This is a genomic window from Microbacterium sp. Ag1 (genome assembly GCF_001005635.1).
Classification (GTDB): Bacteria; Actinomycetota; Actinomycetes; order Actinomycetales; family Microbacteriaceae; genus Microbacterium; species Microbacterium oxydans.
On sequence record NZ_LBCR01000025.1, the window covers coordinates 38624 to 57623 of the forward strand.

Annotated in this window: 17 protein-coding genes; all 17 read right to left on the reverse strand. The window is 68.2% G+C overall.

All coding sequences use genetic code 11. From position 1 onward, the window contains the following. Nucleotides 1–54 precede the first annotated feature (54 nt). The 17 genes from rpoZ to aroC all read right to left on the reverse strand — a co-directional run bounded on the left by rpoZ (nucleotide 55) and on the right by aroC (nucleotide 18948). On the reverse strand, nucleotides 55–309 hold the full coding sequence (gene rpoZ / locus AAY78_RS04365; RefSeq protein WP_017204385.1) for a DNA-directed RNA polymerase subunit omega: 255 nt from the start codon (nucleotides 307–309) through the stop codon (nucleotides 55–57). Between the two features lie 65 nt (nucleotides 310–374). Beyond that, nucleotides 375–1286, reverse strand: coding sequence for a guanylate kinase (gmk, locus tag AAY78_RS04370; protein WP_046747135.1), 912 nt, complete (start codon nucleotides 1284–1286; stop codon nucleotides 375–377). Then, complete coding sequence (gene pyrF, locus AAY78_RS04375) at nucleotides 1279–2124, reverse strand: orotidine-5'-phosphate decarboxylase (protein ID WP_046747136.1); 846 nt, start codon at nucleotides 2122–2124, stop codon at nucleotides 1279–1281. Before pyrF ends, gmk begins: the two co-directional genes overlap by 8 nt. Beyond that, nucleotides 2121–5408: a carbamoyl-phosphate synthase large subunit gene (carB, locus tag AAY78_RS04380; RefSeq protein WP_046747137.1), complete on the reverse strand. Its 3288-nt coding sequence runs from the start codon at nucleotides 5406–5408 to the stop codon at nucleotides 2121–2123. Before carB ends, pyrF begins: the two co-directional genes overlap by 4 nt. Then, nucleotides 5408–6586 (reverse strand): glutamine-hydrolyzing carbamoyl-phosphate synthase small subunit, encoded by a 1179-nt coding sequence (carA, locus tag AAY78_RS04385; protein WP_046747138.1) that lies wholly within the window; start codon nucleotides 6584–6586, stop codon nucleotides 5408–5410. The genes carB and carA overlap by 1 nt, the downstream gene beginning before the upstream one ends. Continuing rightward, nucleotides 6583–7095, reverse strand: coding sequence for a PH-like domain-containing protein (locus AAY78_RS04390; protein ID WP_046747139.1), 513 nt, complete (start codon nucleotides 7093–7095; stop codon nucleotides 6583–6585). The genes carA and AAY78_RS04390 overlap by 4 nt, the downstream gene beginning before the upstream one ends. Further along, nucleotides 7092–8396, reverse strand: a complete 1305-nt coding sequence (locus tag AAY78_RS04395) for a dihydroorotase (RefSeq protein ID WP_046747140.1) — start codon at nucleotides 8394–8396, stop codon at nucleotides 7092–7094. Before AAY78_RS04395 ends, AAY78_RS04390 begins: the two co-directional genes overlap by 4 nt. Next, nucleotides 8393–9358, reverse strand: a complete 966-nt coding sequence (locus AAY78_RS04400) for an aspartate carbamoyltransferase catalytic subunit (protein ID WP_046747141.1) — start codon at nucleotides 9356–9358, stop codon at nucleotides 8393–8395. The genes AAY78_RS04395 and AAY78_RS04400 overlap by 4 nt, the downstream gene beginning before the upstream one ends. Next, nucleotides 9355–9885 carry a bifunctional pyr operon transcriptional regulator/uracil phosphoribosyltransferase PyrR gene (gene pyrR / locus AAY78_RS04405; RefSeq protein ID WP_046747142.1) on the reverse strand — a complete coding sequence of 177 codons (531 nt, stop codon included), beginning with the start codon at nucleotides 9883–9885 and terminating at the stop codon, nucleotides 9355–9357. The genes AAY78_RS04400 and pyrR overlap by 4 nt, the downstream gene beginning before the upstream one ends. 84 nt (nucleotides 9886–9969) lie before the next feature. Further along, nucleotides 9970–11547: a Rieske 2Fe-2S domain-containing protein gene (locus AAY78_RS04410; RefSeq protein ID WP_046747143.1), complete on the reverse strand. Its 1578-nt coding sequence runs from the start codon at nucleotides 11545–11547 to the stop codon at nucleotides 9970–9972. Between the two features lie 81 nt (nucleotides 11548–11628). Then, complete coding sequence (locus AAY78_RS04415) at nucleotides 11629–14589, reverse strand: DEAD/DEAH box helicase (protein WP_046747144.1); 2961 nt, start codon at nucleotides 14587–14589, stop codon at nucleotides 11629–11631. A gap of 78 nt (nucleotides 14590–14667) precedes the next feature. Beyond that, nucleotides 14668–15078, reverse strand: a complete 411-nt coding sequence (gene nusB, locus AAY78_RS04420) for a transcription antitermination factor NusB (RefSeq protein WP_045265339.1) — start codon at nucleotides 15076–15078, stop codon at nucleotides 14668–14670. Between the two features lie 3 nt (nucleotides 15079–15081). Then, nucleotides 15082–15642 carry an elongation factor P gene (gene efp, locus AAY78_RS04425; protein ID WP_046747145.1) on the reverse strand — a complete coding sequence of 187 codons (561 nt, stop codon included), beginning with the start codon at nucleotides 15640–15642 and terminating at the stop codon, nucleotides 15082–15084. A gap of 55 nt (nucleotides 15643–15697) precedes the next feature. Next, nucleotides 15698–16135, reverse strand: a complete 438-nt coding sequence (locus tag AAY78_RS04430) for a type II 3-dehydroquinate dehydratase (protein WP_046747146.1) — start codon at nucleotides 16133–16135, stop codon at nucleotides 15698–15700. Further along, nucleotides 16132–17220 carry a 3-dehydroquinate synthase gene (aroB, locus tag AAY78_RS04435; RefSeq protein WP_046747147.1) on the reverse strand — a complete coding sequence of 363 codons (1089 nt, stop codon included), beginning with the start codon at nucleotides 17218–17220 and terminating at the stop codon, nucleotides 16132–16134. Before aroB ends, AAY78_RS04430 begins: the two co-directional genes overlap by 4 nt. Then, complete coding sequence (locus AAY78_RS04440; RefSeq protein ID WP_046747148.1) at nucleotides 17217–17735, reverse strand: shikimate kinase; 519 nt, start codon at nucleotides 17733–17735, stop codon at nucleotides 17217–17219. Before AAY78_RS04440 ends, aroB begins: the two co-directional genes overlap by 4 nt. Continuing rightward, nucleotides 17719–18948 (reverse strand): chorismate synthase, encoded by a 1230-nt coding sequence (aroC, locus tag AAY78_RS04445; RefSeq protein ID WP_046747149.1) that lies wholly within the window; start codon nucleotides 18946–18948, stop codon nucleotides 17719–17721. The genes AAY78_RS04440 and aroC overlap by 17 nt, the downstream gene beginning before the upstream one ends. Between the last annotated feature and the right edge of the window lie 52 nt (nucleotides 18949–19000).

The window sequence follows — 19000 nt, forward strand, 5'->3', positions numbered from 1 at the left end:
GTTGCACCCATTCTGGACCGCGCCTCCGACAGAACGGAGGCGCGGCCTGGAATATCACTCTGCGTGACGAAGGCGGAGCTTGTCCTCGTTGATCTCGTGCAGCGCGATCGTGAGCGGCTTGTCCTCGACGGACGAGTCCACGAGCGGGCCGACGTTGTCGAAGAGGTTTCCCTCGTGCAGGTCGGAGTAGTAGTCGTTGATCTGACGCGCGCGCTTCGCGGCGTAGATGACGAGCTCGTACTTCGAGTCGACGCGGTCGAGCAGGTTGTCGATGGGGGGATCGATGATGCCGTTGTTGTGTCCGGCCATGGTGAGACCTCCTGATCAGGCGACGGGATCGTCGCGAAGACGGTGCGAAAGGCGCGCGAAGACGCTCAGCGCGCAGAGCTTGTAGACAATTCTACGACCTCGCGGGCCGCAGTGGCGACGTCCTCGTTCACGATGAGGTGATCGAACTCGTTCTGAGCGGCGAGTTCGACCTTCGCGGTACGCAGCCTCCTGGCCCTTTCCTCGGCGTCTTCCGTGCCCCTGCCGACCAGTCGATGCACCAGTTCGTCCCAGCTCGGAGGCAGCAGGAAGATCAGCGTCGCAGCCGGTTCGGCGGCACGCACCTGGCGCGCGCCCTGCAGGTCGATCTCGAGCAGTACCGTCTTGCCTTCGGCGAGAGCGGCGTCGATCGGCGCCCGCGGCGTGCCGTACCGCGAGCGGTTGTGCACCACGGCGTACTCGAGCAGCTCCCCGTCGGCGATCAACCGGTCGAACTCGTCGTCGTCCACGAAGTAGTAGTGCACCCCGTCGATCTCGCCGGGACGCGGGGGCCGGGTCGTGGCCGAGACCGAGAGGTGGATCTCCGGGTTGTGCTCGCGGATGTGCGCGGCGACCGTGCCCTTTCCCACGGCGGTGGGACCCGCGAGAACCAAGAGCCGACTGCGTGCGCCGCGGGGAGCCGCGGGCGGGAACCGGGAGTCCAGCCAGGCCTCCAGCACCCGACGCTGCCGAGTGCCGAGCCCTCCGAGACGCTTGACCGGCGAGATGTGCAGCTCTTCCAGCACGCGGTCGCGCTTGCCCGCACCGATCGCGGGGAGCGCCAGCAGGAAGTCGGTGATGCGCATCGATCCCTCAACCGAGTCGGCGTCCGCCGTCGCGCGGTGCAGTACCGTCTGCGGCGTCACCACGCGCATCGTGAGGTCGCGTTTCACCGACGCTCTCGCGCGTCGACGCTCCACGGCACGGCGTGCGGCGGCCGCCCTGTCGACCTCGGGAACCGTACGCTGCGCGTCAGGCACGCGCCACCTCCAAGTACTCGGCCGCGCGAGCGGTGATCGTGGCAACCAAATGATCGGGTCCGGCGCCGAGGATGCTGCGGCTCTCGCTCGCGATCACCGCATCCGACATGGGCCCGAAGCGCACCCGGAGGTCGGCAGGCGTTGCGCCCTGCGCGCCGAAGCCGGGAGCGAGGATGGGAGCCACGGGTCCGAACGGGTGGATTCCCGCGAGGTCCCAATCCACGGTCGCACCGATCACGAAGCCGAAGCTGCCCCACTCCCCCGCGTCTGCCAGCGCGGCGTTGCGGGCGGAGACCTCGCCGATCACCGATCCGGAGACGGTCTCACCTGTCGAGGTGACTGCGCGCTGCAGCCCCTCGGCCTCGGGGTTGCTGGTCGCGGCGAGGACGAAGACTCCCTTGCCGTGCTCCTCGGCGAGGGCGAACGCCCCGTCGAGGGCGCCCACGCCGAGGAAGGGGCTGACGGTGAACGCGTCGGCTTCCAAGGGCGAGCCGGGTGTGAGCCATGCGCGCGCGTAGTCGCCCATGGTCGATCCGATGTCCCCGCGCTTGGCATCGGCGATCACGAGCAGATCGGCCGCCCGTGCGGCCGCGAGCACGTCTTCCATCGCGGCGACGCCCCGCGAGCCGAAGCGCTCGAAGAACGACACCTGGGGCTTCACGAGAGCCACTCGCCCCGCGGCCGCCTCGACCGTGCGCAGACCGAAGTCCCGCACACCGCGCGCGTCGTCGGGGAGCCCCCACGCGGCGAGCAGGGCCGCGTGGGGGTCGATTCCGACGCAGAGAGGGCCGTGCGCGTGCAGCGCTGCCCGTACGCGTTCGCCGAAGCGTCGGCTCACAGTGCCGCCTTCCGGTCCAGCGCGTACTCCTGGAGGCTCTTCACCTGGAAGCCCTCATGGGCGGCGTCCATTCCGCTCACCGCTGCGCCGAGCACGGCGATCGTGGTGAACAGCGCCTTGTCGGCGGCGACGGCCGCAGCGCGGATCTCGTAGCCGTCGGCGCGAGCGGCGCCACCCGACGGAGTGTTCACGACGATGTCGATCTCCCCGTCGTTGATGAGGTCGACGATGTTCCGGGCGCCCGACTCCTGCGTCTCGCTGTACTTCTCGACGACCGTCACGGCGATGCCGTTGCGCGAGAGGATCTCCGCGGTGCCCTCGGTCGCGACGATCGTGAAGCCGAGCTGCTGCAGGCGGTGCGCGGGAAGGATGACCGCACGCTTGTCCGAGTCGGCCACCGAGATGAACACGGTGCCGGACGTGGGCATGCCCCCGTAGGCGGCAGCCTGGCTCTTGGCGAACGCCGTCGGGAAGTCACGGTCGATGCCCATGACCTCGCCGGTGGAGCGCATCTCCGGTCCGAGCACGGAATCGACCGTCTTGCCGTCGGCGGTGCGGAACCGTTTGAAGGGCAGCACAGCCTCCTTGACCGAGACCGGAGCGTCCAGCGGGACACGCGAGCCGTCCTGCTCCGGCAGCATGCCCTCGGCGCGCAGCTCGGCGACGGTGGAACCGGTCATGATGCGGCTCGCGGCCTTCGCCATCGGGATGCCCAGCGCCTTGGAGACGAACGGCACCGTGCGGCTGGCGCGCGGGTTCGCCTCGATCACGTAGAGCACGCCGGCGCTGATGGCGAACTGCACGTTGAGCAGTCCGCGCACGCCCACGCCCTTCGCGATGGCGAGGGTGGCCTCGCGCACGCGGTCGACGTCCGTGCGACCCAGCGAGACGGGAGGCAACGTGCAGCTGGAGTCGCCGGAATGGATACCGGCCTCCTCCAGGTGCTCCATGACGCCGCCGATGTACAGCTCGGTGCCGTCGTAGAGGGCGTCCACGTCCAGCTCGATCGCATCGTCGAGGAATCGGTCCACCAGCAGCGGCTTGCCCTCCTCGATGACGACCTCGCCTGCGGTGCGCACGAAGTAGTCGCGCAGCGACGCCGTGTCGTAGACGATCTCCATGCCTCGCCCGCCGAGCACGAAGCTCGGACGCACGAGCACCGGGTAACCGATCTCCTCGGCGATGCTCACCGCTCCGTCGACGTCGATCGCCGTGCCGTTGCGCGGTGCGACGAGACCCGCCTCGTCGAGCAGACGGGAGAACAGCTCGCGCTCCTCGGCGAGGTCGATCGCCTCCGGACTCGTGCCGAGGACCGTGTAGCCGGCCGCTTCGATGCCCTTCGCGAGTCCCAGCGGCGTCTGGCCGCCCAGCTGGCACACGACGCCGAGGATGGTGCCGCTCGCCGCCTCCGCGTCGAGCACCTCGAGCACGTCCTCGAGCGTCAGCGGCTCGAAGTAAAGGCGATCGGAGGTGTCGTAGTCGGTCGAGACCGTCTCCGGGTTGCAGTTGACCATGATGGTCTCGAACCCGGCATCGGAGAGCGCGAACGACGCGTGCACGCACGAGTAGTCGAACTCGACGCCCTGACCGATGCGGTTCGGCCCAGAGCCGATGATGACCACCTTGGTGCGCTCGGACGGAGCGACCTCGGTCTCGAAGTCGTAGCTCGAGTAGTGGTAGGGCGTGAGAGCGGGGAACTCGCCGGCGCACGTGTCGACGGTCTTGTACACCGGACGGATGCCGAGGCCATGGCGGACGCCGCGGACCTCGGTCTCGGACGTGCCGCGGAGCTCAGCGAGCTGCGCGTCGGAGAAACCGTGCTCCTTGGCGTAACGGAGAGTCGCGGCGTCCAGCTCGGGAGCCGTCCGCACGATCTCCGCGACCTCGTTGATCAGCACGATCTGGTCGAGGAACCACGGATCCATTGCCGTCGACTCGAAGGCCTGCTCGACCGTCGCGCCCTTGCGCAGCGCCTGCTGCAGCGTGACGATCCGGCCGTCGGTCGGCGTCTTGGCGACCTCCAGGAGCTCTTCCACCGAACGGGTCTCCTCGCCCCAGTGGAAGCTGGAGCCGCGCTTCTCGAGCGAGCGCAGCGCCTTCTGCAGCGCGGTGGCGTAGTTGCGGCCGATGGCCATGGCCTCGCCGACCGACTTCATGGTCGTGGTGAGCGTGGCGTCCGCCGCAGGGAACTTCTCGAACGCGAAGCGAGGCACCTTGACGACGACGTAGTCGAGCGTCGGCTCGAAGCTCGCCGGCGTGACCCCGGTGATGTCGTTCGGGATCTCGTCGAGGCGGTAGCCGAGGGCGAGCTTCGCGGCGAGCTTCGCGATCGGGAAGCCGGTGGCCTTCGAGGCGAGGGCGCTCGAGCGCGAGACGCGCGGGTTCATCTCGATCACGATGATGCGCCCGTTCGCCGGGTCGACCGCGAACTGAATGTTGCAACCGCCGGTGTCGACGCCGACGGCGCGGATGATGTCGATGCCGATGTCGCGCATCTTCTGGTACTCGCGGTCGGTGAGGGTCAGCGCCGGGGCCACCGTGATCGAGTCACCCGTGTGCACGCCGACCGGGTCGACGTTCTCGATCGAGCAGACGACGACCGTGTTGTCGGCCGTGTCGCGCATGAGCTCGAGCTCGTACTCCTTCCAGCCGAGGATCGACTCCTCCAGGAGCACCTCGGTCGTCGGGGAGTCACGCAGACCGGCGCCTCCGATACGACGCAGGTCCTCCTCGTCGTAGGCGAAGCCGGAACCGAGGCCGCCCATCGTGAACGACGGGCGCACCACGAGCGGGTAGCCGAGCTTCTCGGCACCGGCGAGGAGGTCATCCATGGTGTGGGCGATGACGCTCTTCGCGACGTCGGCGCCCGCTTCGAGCACGAGCTCCTTGAAGACCTGGCGGTCCTCGCCCTTCTTGATCGCATCGACCTTGGCGCCGATGAGCTCGACGCCGTACTTCGCGAGGATGCCGCGCTCATCGAGCGCCATGGCCGCGTTCAGAGCGGTCTGCCCACCGAGTGTCGGGAGGATGGCATCCGGCTTCTCCTTGGCGATGATCGTCTCGATGACCTCAGGGGTGATCGGTTCGATGTACGTCGCATCGGCGAAGTCGGGATCGGTCATGATGGTGGCCGGGTTGGAGTTGACCAGGATGACCCTGACGCCCTCCTCGCGCAGCACGCGGCACGCCTGGGTGCCGGAGTAGTCGAACTCGCAGGCCTGACCGATGACGATCGGGCCGGAGCCGATGACGAGGACGGAGTTGATGTCGTCGCGCTTGGGCATTACTTGGAGTCCTTCTGGCTGGCGATGACCAGGTCGCGGAACCTGTCGAAGAGGTAGTTGGCATCGTGGGGGCCCGCAGCCGCCTCGGGGTGGTACTGCACCGAGAAGGCCGGGATGTCGAGGGCGCGGAGTCCCTCCACGACGTTGTCGTTGAGGCCGACATGGCTGACTTCCACCTTGCCGTAGCCGTGGGGGCTGTCGAACGTGCCCTCGATCGGCGCCTCGACGGCGAAGCCGTGGTTGTGGGCGGTGATCTCGACCTTGCCCGTCTGCTTGTCGAGCACCGGCTGGTTGATGCCACGGTGTCCGAACGGCAGCTTGTAGGTGCCGAGGCCGAGAGCCCGACCGAGCAGCTGGTTGCCGAAGCAGATGCCGAAGAACGGGAGTCCTTCGTCGAGCACCGAGCGCAGCAGCTCGACGTGGTCACCCGATGCCGCGGGGTCGCCGGGCCCGTTCGAGTAGAAGACGGCGACGGGATCGACGGCGCGGATCTCGTCGATCGTCACGTTCTGCGGAAGCACGTGCACCTCGAACCCGCGAGCGGCCAGGTTGTCGATCGTCGCCTGCTTGACGCCGAGGTCGAGCACGGCGAGGTTGCCGATCCGCTCCCCCAGTGCCGTGGTCACGGTGGCGACGTCGACCGAGACCTCCGCCGACAGGTTGCGGCCGGCCATCTCGGGGGCCTCGCGGACGATGCGCACCTGCTCCTCCGGGTCGAGCGCGGCATCCGGACCGGAGAAGATGCCACCGCGCATTGAACCCGCCGAGCGGATGTGTCGGGTGACCGATCGGGTGTCGATACCGCTGATGCCCACGATGCCGTCCTCCACGAGGACGTCATCGAGCGAGGCGTTCGCACGCCAGTTCGACACCACCCTCGAGGGGTCGCGGACGATGTAGCCGGCGACCCAGATGCGACGCGATTCCGCGTCTTCGTCGTTCATGCCGGTGTTGCCGATGTGCGGTGCCGTCTGCAGCACGATCTGCCCCGCGTAGGACGGGTCGGTGATCGTCTCCTGGTAGCCGGACATGCCGGTCGAGAAGACCACCTCGCCCAGAGTGCGCCCACGGGCGCCGTAGGCGCGGCCGATGTGGCGGGTGCCGTCTTCCAGGACGAGGACGGCAGGGTCGGGGAGCCGGGCCGCTGAGGCCTGCTCGGGGGTGGTGGAGAGTGTCATGACGTTGCTCCTGTGTCGGGGGCGGCGGGGACGAGCCGCTGCAGGTCGGAGATGAGGTTCTGAGGTTCGCCGGTGGCGACGCGCAGGTAGCTGTCGACCACAGTGTCGTCGTCGATGTTCCATGCGATGCGCACGAGACCACCCGGCTCGACGACACGGTCGATCGTGACCGTGGCGCGGTCGACGGCGACGAGACGGTCTTTCGCCAGGAAGACCGTCGGCGTGCCGTCGAGGCAGAGGGCGATGCCGCGATCCGTGACGGCTACCTCACCGCGGGCCCGGTATGCGAGAGGCGACACCGCGAGACGCTCGAGCGGCTGTCCGTGCCGTGTCGTCGACACGTACAGCACCTCGTCGCGGCGGGCGACCTCCGCATGCTCGGGCACACCCAGCGGGGCCGAGAACACGGAATCGCGGCGGATTCGTCGTCGCCAGGCGCGCAGCATCACCAGCAGCACCAGGAGGGCGACCGCGATGGTGATCGCGACGGCGAGATCCCGAGCGCTCATGCGCCGAGCTCCTCGACGACGCTGCCCCCGTCGACCGTGAGGACGCCGCCGTGCACCGTGTACTCCACCCGCCCGGGAAGAGCACGGCCGAGATAGGGCGAGTTCACGCTGCGACCGTGCAGGTCTGCCTCGGTGAAGACGCCGTCCACCGACGCGTCGTAGAGCGTGAGCTGCGCCGGCTGCCCGACCTCGAGCGGTGTGCCGTGGCCGGAGAGGCGTCCGATCCGCGCCGGTGCCGCACTCATCACGCGCGCGATGTCCGCCCACTCGAGCAGCCCGGTGTGCACCATCGACTGGTGCACGACGCGCAGCGCGCTCTCGAGACCCACCATTCCGTTCGCCGCAGCCTGCCACTCGCACGCCTTGTGCTCGCTGGGGTGCGGCGCGTGGTCGGTCGCGACGATGTCGATCGTACCGTCGGCGAGGCCCTCGCGCACGGCGAGGACATCCTCTTCCCGGCGCAGGGGCGGGTTGACCTTGTAGCGCGCGTCGTATCCCCGCACGAGCTCGTCCGTCAGCAGCAGGTGATGCGGCGTCACCTCAGCGGTGACGCTGATGCCGCGCTTCTTGGCCCACCGGATGATGTCGACGGAGCCCGCCGTCGACAGGTGGCAGACGTGCAGCCGCGAGCCGACGTGCTCTGCCAGCAGCACGTCGCGCGCGATGATCGACTCCTCCGCGACCGCGGGCCAGCCGGCGAGGCCCAGCTCGGCGGACACCGTTCCCTCGTTCATCTGCGCCCCCTCAGTGAGGCGGGGATCCTGGGCGTGCTGCGCGATGACGCCGTCGAAGGACTTCACATACTCCAGAGCCCGACGCATGATGAGCGGGTCGAAGACGCAGAAGCCGTCGTCGCTGAAGACGCGCACCTGGGCGCGCGAGGTGGCCATGGCGCCGAGCTCGGCGAGACGCTCGCCCTTCTGCCCCACGGTGACGGCCCCGATGGGCTGCACCGTCGCGTAGCCGGCCGCCTCGCCGAGGGCGAGTTCCTGCTCGACCACCCCCGCCGTGTCGGCCACGGGCGAGGTGTTCGGCATCGCGAACACGGCGGTGAACCCGCCGGCGGCGGCTGCCCTGGTACCGGTGAGGATCGTCTCCGACGCCTCGTAGCCGGGTTCGCGCAGGTGGGTGTGCAGGTCGACGAGCCCCGGCAGCGCGACCAGGCCCGCAGCGTCGATCACGCGCGCACCGGTGCGGGTGAGACCCGTCCCGATCTCGGCGATCCGCCCGTCCTCGATGATGATGTCGGCGCTCTCGGCACCGAGCAGCTGCGCACCGGTGATGACGAGGGTCTCGTTCACAGGTCTCCCCCTCGTTCGTCGTCTCGTTCTCCTGCGAGCAGCAGGTACAGCACCGCCATGCGGACGGATACTCCGTTGGTGACCTGTTCCAGCACCGTCGAACGGGCGGAATCAGCAGCTTCGGAGGAGATCTCCAGTCCCCGGTTCATGGGTCCGGGGTGCATCACAATGCTACCGCCCGGAAGCGCGGCCACACGCCGTGCGTCAAGACCCCAGCGGCGGGAATACTCCCGCTCAGTCGGGAAATACGCGGCATTCATGCGTTCCAGCTGAATGCGGAGCATCATGACGGCATCCGGCTCGTCCGCCAGCGCCTCGTCGAGGTCGTAGACGACCCGGACCGGCCAGAGCGACACGTTCTGCGGAACCAGCGTCGGCGGCGCGACCAGGGTGACGTCCGCGCCGAGCGTGGTGAGCAGCCAGACGTTGGACCGTGCGACCCGCGAGTGCAGCACATCGCCGACGATCACCACACGCAGTCCGCTGAGATCCCGTCCGCGGCTTTCGGCACCGAAACGGCGCTTGCGGATCGTGAAGGCGTCGAGCAGCGCCTGCGTGGGGTGCTCGTGGGTGCCGTCTCCGGCGTTCACCACACCGGCCGATATCCAGCCGCTGGTGGCGAGGGTCTGCGGGGCGCCGGAACCCGGGTGCCGGACCACGACCGCATCGGCGCCGATGGCCTCGAGCGTCTGGGCGGTGTCCTTGAGGCTCTCGCCCTTGGAGACGCTGGATCCCTTGGCGGCGAAGTTGATCACGTCGGCGGAAAGGCGCTTGGCAGCGGCCTCGAACGAGATGCGCGTACGGGTGGAGTCCTCGAAGAAGAGGTTCACCACGGTCTTGCCCCGTAGCGTCGGGAGTTTCTTGACCTCGCGCGACTGCGTGTCGGACATGTCCTCGGCGACGTCGAGGATGCGAAGCGCGGTGGTCCTGTCGAGGGTGCGGGTGTCGAGGAGGTGTCTCATTCGCCGATCGTCACCTCCTCCGCCCCGTCGTTCTCGAAGAGGCGCACGTTGACCCGCTCCGTGCGGGCCGAGGGGATGTTCTTGCCGACGAAGTCGGGGCGGATCGGGAGCTCCCGGTGCCCGCGGTCGACGAGGATCGCCAGGCGCACGACGGAGGGACGTCCGATCGACTGGATCGCGTCCAGCGCCGCGCGGATGCTGCGGCCCGAGAACAGCACGTCGTCCACGAGCACCACGGTCTTGCCGTCGATACCCCCGACGGGGATCTCCGTCGGCTGCGGCGAGCGGGTCGGGTGCTTCGCGAGGTCGTCGCGGAACAGCGTCACATCGAGGGAGCCGACCGGGACGGACTGCTGCGCGATCTCGCTGATCAGCAGGCCGAGGCGATGGGCGAGAGTGACGCCGCGGGTCGGTATCCCCAGCAGGACGAGGTTCTCGGCGCCTCGATTGGATTCGAGGATCTCGTGCGCGATCCGGGTCAGCGCTCGTGAGATGTCGGCTTCGTGCAGCACAGTGCGCATGCTCATCGGCCGCTCCCTTCTCCGCCTCACAGGACGGTGTTAAAGGTTGCTTGTGATGTCAGTCTATCGGAGCGCTCAGGCCTCCGCTGATCAGCTCGCCTCCTGCAGCACGGGATCGGTGACTTCGTCGATCTTCGAGGAACGGATCGGGTGCCCGGCCGTGGACAGGCAGCGTCCCGTCTTCAGGTCCCACTTCCAGTCGTGCATGCTGCACGTGAGGATGCCGTCCTCATCGACCTTGCCGGTCTTGGTGAGGTCGGCGCGCAGATGGGGGCAGCGGCGCTGCACGACCCAGTCGCCGATCTCGGCGTCCTCCGTCTGGTCGGTCTGCTCCTGGTACCAGTTCTCGACGTACTCGATCCGGTCGACCGAGAGGCACTTGAGGAACGTGGTGAGGAACTCGTTGAACTTGCCGCTGCGGCCCACCGAGAACTGCATCGAGAGGAAGATCGAGTTCGACCAGTCGATCTCGTGGTCGACGATGTTCGTCGAGACCAGATCGGCGGGGATCGTGTACCAGTAGATGCACTCCTCGCCCGCGTACTCGCGGACCTTGGCGCGGGGGAAGTCGACCACCATGTCCAGCTCGCCGATGCGGAAGCGGACGCATCCGCCGACGCCGAGTCGGATCGTGCGGGACTTCTTCAGCAGCGGCTCCCACCACTCCTTGATCGCAGCCAGCATCTCGGCCGGCGGGATGATCTCGGCGCGGGAGGCCTCCTCGTCGCGGATCTCCTGCTGACGGGATGCGCGCTGCTCTTCGAGATACTCCCACTTCTCGTCGAAGATGTGGGCGATCTCCGCTTCGGTGTACAGGGTCTGCTCGCTCGTCACCTCTCCACCCTCGACCGTGACGACGGTGCCGGGGATGAAGAGCTGTCCGTCGTACTGCGGAGCGAGCTCCTTCATATGCGCGAGGAACTGCTTCTGGTCCGTGAAGATCGACTCGCCGTTCTTTCCGAGTCCGTTGAAGTCGAACAGGTCGTCGCGGAGGAACATGGGCGGCCCTGCCATCGGGAAGACATGCGGGGCGTCGACCTTCTCGATGTAGTACATGGCGCGCTTGTTCTGCGCCTCGCGCTTGAGTCGGGCGAAGTTCTGCTTGGCGTCGAGCGGCAGGTCGTAGACCATGGGCCACCAGATCGCGCCGGACACCTGGGTGAAGTATGCGTCGGGCTTGCCGAAGTCGAGGAGCTTCTCGAGGTCGAGCGGGTGCGAGTCGTTCTGGTTCAGCATCGAGCCGGTGCCGTCGTCGACGCTCAGCGAGGAGTCGCCGATCGGCCCGTCGCTGGGTGCTCGGAGCGGCGTGACCATCATCTTCAGCTCGCCCCGCTGGATCACCTGTCCGGCCGGGGCGTAGGTGATGTTCGTGTAGCCGAGCGCGCGGATGTCCTTCTCGAGATCATCCGTCGGGTACTCGGGCAGCAGCACCTCGATGTCCTTGCGGATGTACCGCTCGAGGAGGCGCGGGTCGAAGTGGTCGCGGTGGCGGTGCGAGATCCAGAGGAAGTCGGCGTCGCGGCCGTAGCGCTCCCAGTCCAGGCCGCGGTTGTCGGGGAACGGGAACCATGATCCGTAGAACGACGGTCCGAGGACCGGGTCGCAGATGATGTTCCCGCCGACCGTCTCGATGAACATCCCGGCGTGGCCGAGTCCCGTGATCCGCATTGCATTCCTCCCGAAAGTGAACCGTTCGATTGTACCGAGGGGTCCCTGTGCGACCGGTCGGCACCGCCGTGAGTATTCCGGTCAGCCGTCGAACAGCCCGCGGATATCGTCGGCGGAGAGCGACTGCGCGAACAGCGCCTCGTCGTCCAGTACCGCGGTGAACAGCCGTGCCTTGCGGCGCTGCAGGTCGAGCACCTTCTCCTCGATCGTGCCGGTGGCGATCATCCGATAGACGAACACCTGGCTGTCCTGGCCGATGCGGTGCGTGCGGTCGACCGCCTGCGCTTCGGCGGCCGGATTCCACCACGGGTCGAGCAGGAACACGTAGTCGGCCTCGGTCAGGGTGAGACCGAATCCTCCGGCCTTCAGGCTGATCAGGAACACGGGCTGCTCGCCGGACGTGAACCCGTCGACCACCTGCTGGCGATGCCGCGTCGAACCGTCCAGGTGCGCGTACGGGATGCCTGCGGCGTCGAGGCGGGCCGCGGCCAGGTCGAGGAACGACGTGAACTGGCTGAACACGAGCGCACGGTGGCCTTCCGCCTGCAGCTCGATCACCCGCTCGATCAGCACGTCGAGCTTGCGGGAGCCGATCTTCGCGTCTTCGGGATCGATCAGCGCCGGTGCGAGGCTGAGCATGCGCATCAGGGTGAGCGAGCGGAACACGATGAATCGGTTGCGATCGAGGTCTTCCAGCAGCCCGAGGACCTTCTGGCGTTCGCGCTGCAGGACCACGTCGTAGAGGGCGCGGTGGGAGGCACTGAGTTCGACCTCGAGGATCTGCTCCTGCTTCGCCGGCAGGTCCGGCGCCACGATCTCCTTCGTACGCCGGAGCAGGAGTGGTCGGATGCGCCGACGCAGCTGCTCGAGACGACGCTGGCGATAGGCTCCGCCCTCCTCGTTCTCCGGCACCTTGCCCTGCTCGATCGGCTGGATGTACTGCTCGCGGAACTTCCGTGCAGAGGCGAAGAGTCCGGGAGCGGTGAGCTTCAGCAGAGCCCAGAGCTCGCTGAGGCTGTTCTCCATCGGTGTTCCGGTGACGGCGAACGTCACATCCGCTCGGAAGGAGGCGACGGCCCGGTGCAGCTTGGTCTCCGGGTTCTTCACGAACTGTGCTTCGTCGAGGATCAGACCCGCCCAGTCGATGCCCGCGTACTCGACCTCGTCGAGACGGGCGACAGAATAGGTCGTGATGACGACGTCGGCCCCACGGATGCCCTCGTCGAGGGACGGGCCCTGTGTGGACCCCCGCAGTAGCACCCGCAAGGTCGGGGCGAACCGCGCCGCCTCGTTGCGCCAGGTGGCGAGCACCGAGGTGGGAACCACCACGAGGAAGGGCCGCCGCTCCCCCGCTTCCCGCGCGTGCACGATGAGTGCCAGCAGTTGGAGCGTCTTGCCGAGACCCATGTCGTCGGCGAGGATGCCACCGAGGCGATGGCTCCACAGGAAGACGAGCCAGTCCAGCCCTTCACGCTGGTACGGACGGAGGTCGGCAGTGATACCCGACGGCACGGCGACGACAGGCACCGAGGCGGCGGTGCGCAGGCCCTCGGCGGTCGCGCGCCAGGTGACGGCGGGCAGAGCTTCATCCGCGAGGTCTTCGAACTCCTCCCAGAGATCCGTCTGGTAGCGGCTGATCCGCGGGCCGGTCTCCCATTCCTCGAGCTCCCCTGCCTCGTCGATCAGCTCGCGCAGCCGATCGAGGGCACGATGATTCAGCGAGAAGTAGCTGCCGTCGACGAGGAGGAGCTTCTTCCGGCCCTTGCTGAGCGCCGTGAACAGCGGTTCGAACGGGATGGTGCGTCCGTCGATCTTGACCAGGACTCCGAGATCGAACCAGTCCCGGTCGCTGCTCTCCACTGTCGACACCGTGATCTCGGGCTCTCCCGTGAGCTCGTGATAAGTCTTCCGACGCCCCGAGACCACGACCACGACGCCCTCGGCCTCGAGAGCGGGCACGAGGCGTGTGACGAACTCGGCGGCCGCGACATCATGGAACGAGCCTGTCGAGGCGAGCTCTTCTCCGAGGTGATCGGCCCACACCGCACGCAGAGTCTCGCGGAGCACATCTTCGGCGCCGGTGTCGCGCACGGCATCCCCGTCCTGCGCGAACGGAACCCTTCCGAAGCCGCGATACTCCCACTCGAACATGTACTTGACGGTGTCGCCTCTAAGGAATGACAGCGCGAGCACCGGGCGCGGGGCGGGCAGTGCGGGGAGCTCGACACGACCGGTCGGGCGCACCTCGATCCGACGTGCCAGCAGCGGGTAGGCGTCACGGAAGAACGCGCCCTCGTCTCCCGGGGGAACCTCGAGACCTGTCCTCGCACCGAGCAGGGCGTGCACCGGCTCGCTGAGTGGCACCTCGGCGAGCGTTACCCTGATCTCACTCCCCCGCTGGGAGATCTCGTAGACACCGCTGTGTCCGATGGTCTGCACCGAGGAGGGTTCCGCATCGTGCCCGTCGATCACGATGTGAGGGTGCACGGTGAGACCTCCGTCGTCGCCGCGTCCGACGGTCGCGCGGATCTCGGCACGATCGGCGAGCACGACGGTCGTGCTCTTCTGCATGGCGACGAGAGGGATCCCGACATCCGAGGCGGCGCGAAGATGTCCCCAGAGGAGCCCTGACTCGATCAGATCGGCGACGAGCCAGTCGCCGGCCGTGCCGGACAGGAGCGTGTCACGCGCGATGCTGAGCAGGTCGGCGAACCACCGTGAGCGATCACGTCCGTACTGCGTCGGCGAGCGTCGTACCGCGTCCCAGGTCGCAGTCCCCTGCACCCAGGACCCGGTCGAGGGGCTCTGCTCGAGCGGCCGGATCCCGAGCAGGATCTCGCCTGTGCGTGTCGCGACGTCGCGGGCGGTCGCGGTCCGTTGGGGACGGGATGCCCACGGATTCGCCCCGCGGCCGTCGCGCACTCTGAGCTCGATGCCGAGTGCGAGCGGCGTATCGGCGTCGACGCGCGCCGGACCGAGGATGCTCCTCCAGTTCGCCGACGATGCGTCTTCCGGACGAGTCGGGTCAGAAGCGAGGGACATGCAGCCATCCTCTCCGACACCGCCGACAGTGCAGTCACCGACAGTGCCGCCACCGACAGGGCTGCCGTGTACGACGGATCAGGCGGCTCGGGCCACCCGCGCGAGGACGCCGTGTACGAAGGCCCCGGAGTCGTCGGTCGAGAACTCCTTCGCGAGCTCCACCGCCTCGTCGATGGCGACGGCAGTGGGAACCTCGTCGTTGTGGAGGATCTCCCACACGGCGATGCGCAGCAGGGCGCGGTCGACAGCGGGCATCCGCTCGAGCTTCCAGTCCCTGCTGTGGGTCGTGATCTGCTCGTCGATCTCGTCGCGCGAGTCGATGATGCCGTCGACGATCTCACGGGCGTACAGCCACGAGGCCTCACGGGCGGGCTCGCTCGCCGCGCGTTTCGCCTCGGCAGCCAGCGTCACCGCGAGGTCGTCTCCGCGCACGTCGGAGGAGAACAGGATGTCGAGAGCGCGCTTGCGCGCCTTCGTCCGGGCGCTCACGCCTTACTTCTCGCGGCCGAGGTAGTCACCCGTGCGAGTGTCGACCTTGACCTTCGTGCCGCTCTCGACGAACAGCGGCACCTGGATCTCGTAGCCGGTCTCGAGCGTGGCGGGCTTGGTCCCGGCCGAGGAACGATCGCCCTGCAGGCCAGGCTCGGTGTAGGTGATCTCGAGGACCACCGACGCCGGCAGGTCGATGTACAGCGGGTTGCCGTTGTTCAGGGCGATCGTGACGTTCTGGTTCTCGAGGAGGAAGTTCTTCGCGTCGCCGACCGTGGCGGCGCCGACCGTGATCTGGTCGAAGTCGGTCTGATCCATGAAGACGTAGCCGTCGCCGTCCGTGTACAGGTACGTGTAGTCGCGGCGGTCGACGTTCTCGATCTCGATCTTCGCGCCGGCGTTGTAGGTGCGGTCAACGACCTTGCCGGAGACGACGTTCTTGAGCTTGGTGCGCACGAACGCACCGCCCTTGCCGGGCTTGACGTGCTGGAACTCGATGACGCTCCAGAGCTGCCCGTCGATGCTGAGGACGACGCCGTTCTTGATGTCTGCGGTAGATGCCATGCGCTGCGAGTTCCGTTCGTGAGTCTGCGGGGTCGGGCGGAGCCGACAGTCGATTCTAAGGGATGAGTGCTGCGAGCTGCCGCACGGCGTCCGCGTAGCCGTCCACTCCGCGCCCGACGACGCGCACGGCGGCGACGTCGTCGAGGTACGAGTGGTGCCGGAACGCCTCTCGAGCGTAGACGTCGGAGATGTGCACCTCGGCGAAGGGCAGGGACACTCCGGTGAGCGCGTCGCGAAGGACCACGGACGTGTGCGTGAGTCCGCCCGGATTGATCACGATGGCCACGCAGTCTTCACGTGCCGCGTGGATCGCGTCGATCAGCACCCCCTCGTGATTGCTCTGCACTGCGCGCACCTCGAAGCCCACGTCCGCCGCGGCATCGGCAGTGAGGCGCTCGACGTCGGCGAGCGTCGCGGTGCCGTAGATCTCCGGTTCGCGCGAGCCGAGCAGATTCAGGTTCGGCCCGTTGACGAGGAGGATGCGTCGGGTCACGCGCCCACCTCCTGGTAGGCGGCGAACATCAGCGATTCGTCCGGGGCCTGCAGCACCGTCGGCTTCGCGATGTCGTCGAGCAGGATGAACCGCAGCATGCCTCCGCGGCTCTTCTTGTCGCGCTGCATCGTGGCGAGCAGCTGCGGCCAGGCACCGGCACGGTACGACGTCGGAAGTCCCAGCGATTCCAGGATGGTGCGGTGGCGCTCGGCTGCCGTGTCCGACAGCCGTCCCGCGAGACGCGAGAGCTCGGCCGCGTACAGCATGCCGACCGAGATCGCGGCGCCGTGACGCCACCGGTAGCGCTCCGCGTGCTCGATCGCGTGGCCGAGGGTGTGGCCGTAGTTGAGGATCTCCCGCAGTCCGGCCTCGCGGAAGTCGTCCGACACGACCTCGGCCTTCATCCGGATCGCGAGCTCGACGGCACGACGGAACTCCTCGGTCGTCGGGTCCACGGCGCGTGCGGGATCTGCTTCGACGATGTCGAGGATCTCGGGCGCCCAGATGAAGCCGGCCTTCACGACCTCCGCGAAGCCCGCCGTCGCCTCGTTCGGGCTCAGGCTGGCGAGTTCGTCGAGGTCGCCGACCACAGCCGTCGGTGCCCAGAACGCTCCGACGAGGTTCTTGCCCTCGGCCGTGTTGACACCTGTCTTGCCGCCGACAGCCGCGTCCACCAGTCCGAGAACGGTCGTCGGCACCTGGATGAGCTGCACGCCGCGGAGCCAGGTCGCGGCGACGAAGCCGGCGAGGTCGGTGACGGAGCCCCCGCCGTAGCCGATCACGGCATCGGAACGCGTGAAGTCGGCCTGGCCCATGACCTGCCAGCAGAAGGCGGCGACCTCGATCCGCTTGCCCTGCTCGGCATCGGGGATCTCGGCGAGGAGCACCTCGCGCGGCCCATCGGCAGCATCGGCGAGGAGGCGGTCGCGCAGTTCGGCAGCGCGGGCCGCGAGCGTCGGCGGGTGCACGACGAGCACCTTGCGCACCCCCGGCGCGAGCGCGGCCGAGACCTGATCGAGGATCCCCCGTCCGAGCGTGATGTCGTAGGCGTCGTCTCCGGTGACGCTGATGGTCGTCGTGCTCATCGCTGCTCTCTCCTCCATGCCACGATGTCGTCCGCGATCTTCTGCATCGGACGACGTGAGGTGTCGAAGGTGGCCGAGGAGACCTCGTCGTACCACCCTCGACGCTCCTCGAAGATCTTCTTCCAGCGCTCCAATGGGTCCTCCCCCGCCAGCAGCGGACGGCTGCTGCCGCGCAGCCGATCGGCGACGGCCTCGGGACTCACGGTCAGGAACACCACCGGATGCTCGACGAGCAGATCCCGCGTCGCGGCCTTCGTCACCGCGCCTCCGCCGAGCGATATCACTCCCCCTTCGGAGAGCGCCTCGGCCACGGCCGCCCGCTCGAGGTCGCGGAAGTGCTCTTCGCCGTGCTGCTCGAAGATCACCGAGATCGGACCGTGAGCGGCGACGATCCGCTTGTCGGTGTCGATGAAGTCGACTCCGAGCCGACGCGCCACCCGCCGACCGACACTGGTCTTGCCGGCGGCCATCGGACCGACCAGCACCAGCGTCAGCGCATCAGCCGCGCTCGTCATGCGCGATGAGCGCCGCCTCGGACGCGGGGGTCGTGCGCAGCTCTTCGGGGATGCCAGCCAGGTATCCGTCGAGGTTGCGACGGGTCTCGCGGATGCTGTCTCCGCCGAACTTCTCCAGCACGGCGTTCGCGAGCTCGACCGCGACCATGGCCTCGGCGACGACGCCCGCCGCAGGCACGGCGCACACGTCGGATCGCTGGTGGTGGGCGGTGGCATCGTCTCCGGTGGAGATGTCGATCGTCCGCAGCGCATGCGGCACGGTGGCGATCGGCTTCATCCCTGCGCGCACGCGGAGAACGGTCCCCGTAGACATGCCGCCCTCGGTGCCACCGGCCCGATCGGAACCGCGGGTGATGCCCTCGGCGGTGGCGAACAGCTCGTCGTGCGCGGCGGACCCCCGCCGACGAGTGGTCTCGAAGCCGTCGCCGACCTCGACGCCCTTGATGGCCTGGATGCTCATGAGCGCTTGCGCGAGGCGCGCGTCCAGGCGACGGTCCCAGTGCACATGGGAGCCCAGTCCGGGCGGCAGCCCGTACGCGAGGACCTCGACGATGCCACCGAGGGTGTCGCCGTCCTTCTTGGCGTCGTCCACTTCGGCGACCATCAGCGCGGACGTCGCCGGGTCGAAGCACCGGAGCGGATCCGCGTCCAGCGTGTCCACGTCGTCCGGTGTGGGCAGCGAAGATCCCTCCGGCACGCGGACCGGACCGATCGACAACGTGTGGCTGACGAGCCGGATACCGAGCTCGCCGAGGAATGACCGGGCGATCGCACCGAGTGCGACGCGTGCGGCGGTCTCCCTGGCGCTCGCCCTCTCGAGGATCGGACGGGCCTCGTCGAAGTCGTACTTCTGCATGCCGACGAGGTCGGCGTGACCAGGACGTGGACGCGTGAGGGGTGCGCTGCGGCCACGGGACTTGTCCGTGAGCTCCACCGGCTCGGGGTTCATGACCTCGATCCACTTCGGCCACTCGGTGTTGCCGATCCGGAGCGCGATCGGACTGCCGAGGCTCTTCCCGTGTCGCACGCCGCCCGAGATCGTCAGCTCGTCCTGCTCGAACTTCATCCGTGAACCGCGACCGTAGCCCAGCTTGCGCCGAGCCAGATCGGCCTGGATGGCCTCGGAGGACACAGGGACGCCGGAGGGCAGTCCCTCCATGACGGCGATGAGTTCTGGGCCGTGCGATTCGCCGGCCGTGAGCACGCGGAGCATTGCTCCAGTCTCCCACGGGTTCGACCTGCCCCGCGCCGCGTTTCGTCGTCCG

Bases quoted from the DNA above. Each gene is read 5' to 3' on its own strand.
- AAY78_RS04410 (WP_046747143.1), bottom strand. From the start codon at position 11,547: ATGCGGATCACGGGACTCGGCCACGCCGGGATGTTCATCGAGACGGTC.
- carB (WP_046747137.1), bottom strand. From the start codon at position 5,408: ATGCCCAAGCGCGACGACATCAACTCCGTCCTCGTCATCGGCTCCGGC.
- AAY78_RS04390 (WP_046747139.1), bottom strand. From the start codon at position 7,095: ATGAGCGCTCGGGATCTCGCCGTCGCGATCACCATCGCGGTCGCCCTC.
- aroC (WP_046747149.1), bottom strand. From the start codon at position 18,948: ATGCTCCGCGTGCTCACGGCCGGCGAATCGCACGGCCCAGAACTCATC.
- efp (WP_046747145.1), bottom strand. From the start codon at position 15,642: ATGGCATCTACCGCAGACATCAAGAACGGCGTCGTCCTCAGCATCGAC.
- AAY78_RS04415 (WP_046747144.1), bottom strand. From the start codon at position 14,589: ATGTCCCTCGCTTCTGACCCGACTCGTCCGGAAGACGCATCGTCGGCG.
- aroB (WP_046747147.1), bottom strand. From the start codon at position 17,220: ATGAGCACGACGACCATCAGCGTCACCGGAGACGACGCCTACGACATC.
- pyrR (WP_046747142.1), bottom strand. From the start codon at position 9,885: ATGAGCATGCGCACTGTGCTGCACGAAGCCGACATCTCACGAGCGCTG.
- rpoZ (WP_017204385.1), bottom strand. From the start codon at position 309: ATGGCCGGACACAACAACGGCATCATCGATCCCCCCATCGACAACCTG.
- AAY78_RS04400 (WP_046747141.1), bottom strand. From the start codon at position 9,358: ATGAGACACCTCCTCGACACCCGCACCCTCGACAGGACCACCGCGCTT.
- carA (WP_046747138.1), bottom strand. From the start codon at position 6,586: ATGACACTCTCCACCACCCCCGAGCAGGCCTCAGCGGCCCGGCTCCCC.
- AAY78_RS04440 (WP_046747148.1), bottom strand. From the start codon at position 17,735: ATGACGAGCGCGGCTGATGCGCTGACGCTGGTGCTGGTCGGTCCGATG.